Below are 2,666 nucleotides of genomic sequence, written 5' to 3' on the forward strand. Positions count from 1 at the left end.
CATGAAGACGACGCGGAGTGTCATGTGCTGCTCGCCTCTCGCTTCGCGGCCTTCTTGAACTTGGTCATCACCCGGTCGCGCTTGAGCTTTGACAGATAGTCGATGAACAGAATCCCGTTGAGATGGTCGATTTCGTGCTGGACGCAGGTCGCGAGCAGTCCCTCGGCCTCCCGCTCGATCGTCTCGCCGGACAGGTCCGTATAGCGAAACCGCACACTCGCCGGTCGCTCGACCTCCTCGTAATATTCCGGGATCGAAAGGCAGCCTTCCTCGTACGTGCTCAACTCCTCGGACGAGGACAGGATCTCGGGGTTGATCAGCACGAGCGGCTGCCGATCGTCCTCTGAGCGCGAGACGTCCATGGTCACGAGGCGCAGGGGCACCCCGATCTGGATCGCGGCGAGGCCGATGCCCGGGGCGTCATACATGGTTTCCAGCATGTCGTCGGCGAGCGTCCGGATCGCGTCCGTGACGGACCCGACGGGCTTCGAAACAAGGCGCAGCTGGGAATCGGGAAGGATCACAAGAGGTCTGATGGTCATGACGGCTGGAGATAAGGTTTCGCTTGAGGATGGTCAAATCGTTCGTGATCTGTTCGGATAGGCCGAATCGCTGCGAGACATACTCCATGAATGCCCCAGTCCTTACCGTCGGATCACTTGTCGTGACCTGGAGCGAATTGGCCCTGGGGATGGCTGTCTTGGCGCTCCTGCTGCTCCTGACCGTCACCATACTGCTTTTCAAGGCACGGCGGGAGCGGGCGATCGAGGAAGCCGCGTCGGTGGAGCGGGCCCATGAAATGGACGACAAGGTGGCCGAGCTGGCCCGTATCCATGCGGAAATGACCGGGCGCATGCAGACGATGGCCGAGGTGTTCGGCAGCCGGCAGAGCGATTTCGCGCGCTTGCTCTCCGAGCGTATGGACGGCCTGCAGCACAGGCTGGGGCAGGGGATCGAAGCGTCCACGAAGCAGCAGCACGAGAACCTGTCCAAGCTCAACGAGCGCCTTGCCGTCATCGACGTGGCGCAGCGCAATCTGACCGATCTCACAGGCGAGATCGTGGGTTTGCGGGATATTCTCTCCAACAAACAGACCCGAGGCGCCTATGGCCAAGGTCGGATGGAGGCGATCATCCGCGACGGGCTTCCGAGCAACGCCTTCGAGTTCCAGCCGACGCTATCGAACCGCACGCGGCCGGATTGCATCGTGCGGCTGCCGGGAGACGGGCGCGGTCTCGTCGTGGACGCCAAGTTTCCGCTCGAGAGCTTCACCCTGTTCCGCGAAGCCGCCGGCGATGAAGCGCGCGGTCGCGCCGCCGCGCGCGTCCGCAACGACATGCTGGCCCACGTGAAGGACATTGCGGAAAAATACTTCATCCCCGGCGAAACGCAGGATGTGGCGTTGATGTTCGTGCCTGCGGAATCGATCTATGCCGATGTCGCCGAGCATTTCGAAGACGTGGTGCAGAAGGCCCATCGCGCCCGCGTCGTGATCGTCTCGCCATCGCTTCTCGCGCTCGCGATTCAGGTGATGCAGGCGCTGGTGCGCGACGCCCGCATTCGCGAAGAGGCCCGCGTCATTCAGACGGAAGTGCAGAAACTTCTGGAAGACGTCGACCGCCTTTCCTCGCGCGTGGCCAAGCTTGATTCCCATTTCCGCCAGGCCCAGGACGACGTCACGCAGATCAGGACGTCGACCGAGAAAATCACCAAGCGTGGCCAGCGCATCGAGATGCTCGAGTTCGACAAGGGCGAGACGCCCGATCAGGCCGCTCTGCTGCGCGCCCAGACGCCCAGTCTGCGCGCCGTCGAGTAGCTGCCGTTCCTTGCGCCTGTCCCCTCAATCGAGGTGGAACAGTTCCGTGCGCGCGACGTTCCTACCCCGTCGAACCATTCAGCGCCGGTGCATCCGCGCCGGTGCGATTCAACGCAATCAAAGGAACGTTCCCATGGGCCTTTTCTCAAAGGACATCAAAAGCTTGGACGATCTGTTCGTGCACACTCTGCAGGACATCTACTACGCCGAGAACCAGATCAAGAAGGCGCTTCCCGACATGATCGAGAAGGCGACCGATTCACAGCTCAAGCAAGCGTTCAAGACTCACCTCGGCGAGACCGAAAACCATATCAAGCTCGTCGAGCAAGTGTTTCGTCAGCATGGACGGGAGCCGAAGGAAGTCACCTGTCCGGCGATCAACGGCATTATCGATGAAGCGCAGGACATCGCGGGCGACGTCGCCGACAAGAAGGTTCTGGACGCCGCTCTGATCGCCGCGGCGCAGGCTGTCGAGCACTACGAGATCACGCGTTACGGAACGCTGGTCGCGTGGGCGAAGCAGCTCGGCCGCGAAGATTGCGCAACGATCCTGCATCAGATTCTTGATCAGGAAAAAGCGACCGACGAAAAGCTCAACGGCATCGCCAAAAGCAGCGTGAATACCAAAGCCGCTTAACTGCCAAAAAGGGAACGGCGGAGCGTGCGCCGTTCCCTCATGTCGGCGTCGACCTCAGCGGAGCGCATGTTTGCAGAAATCCCGCGAGGTCGTCGGTGACGTAGTCGATATGCGGCGTCTTGACGGCTTCCTGTTCGAACGCCTCACGGAAGGGATCGACGGTCTTGGGAACGACGAGCGTCGTCATCATTCCGAGTTCGCGCGGTACCACCA

Annotated in this window: 3 protein-coding genes; 2 read left to right on the forward strand and 1 reads right to left on the reverse strand. The window is 61.3% G+C overall.

What is annotated here, in order from left to right; translation table 11 throughout:
- Positions 1-20: 20 nt before the first annotated feature.
- Positions 21-542 carry a peptide deformylase gene (gene def / locus AC1DT3_RS17465; protein WP_477466504.1) on the reverse strand — a complete coding sequence of 174 codons (522 nt, stop codon included), beginning with the start codon at positions 540-542 and terminating at the stop codon, positions 21-23.
- Positions 543-628: 86 nt separating this feature from the next.
- On the opposite strand from def, the gene AC1DT3_RS17470 reads away from it, so the two are divergent.
- A complete protein-coding gene (locus AC1DT3_RS17470) occupies positions 629-1,816 on the forward strand; it encodes a DNA recombination protein RmuC (RefSeq protein WP_477466505.1) in 1,188 nt (395 codons plus the stop codon).
- 133 nt (positions 1,817-1,949) lie between these two features.
- Complete coding sequence (locus tag AC1DT3_RS17475; protein ID WP_477466506.1) at positions 1,950-2,453, forward strand: YciE/YciF ferroxidase family protein; 504 nt, start codon at positions 1,950-1,952, stop codon at positions 2,451-2,453.
- The last annotated feature ends 213 nt before the right edge of the window (positions 2,454-2,666 follow it).

This window comes from Microvirga sp. P4_G7 (assembly GCF_056401005.1).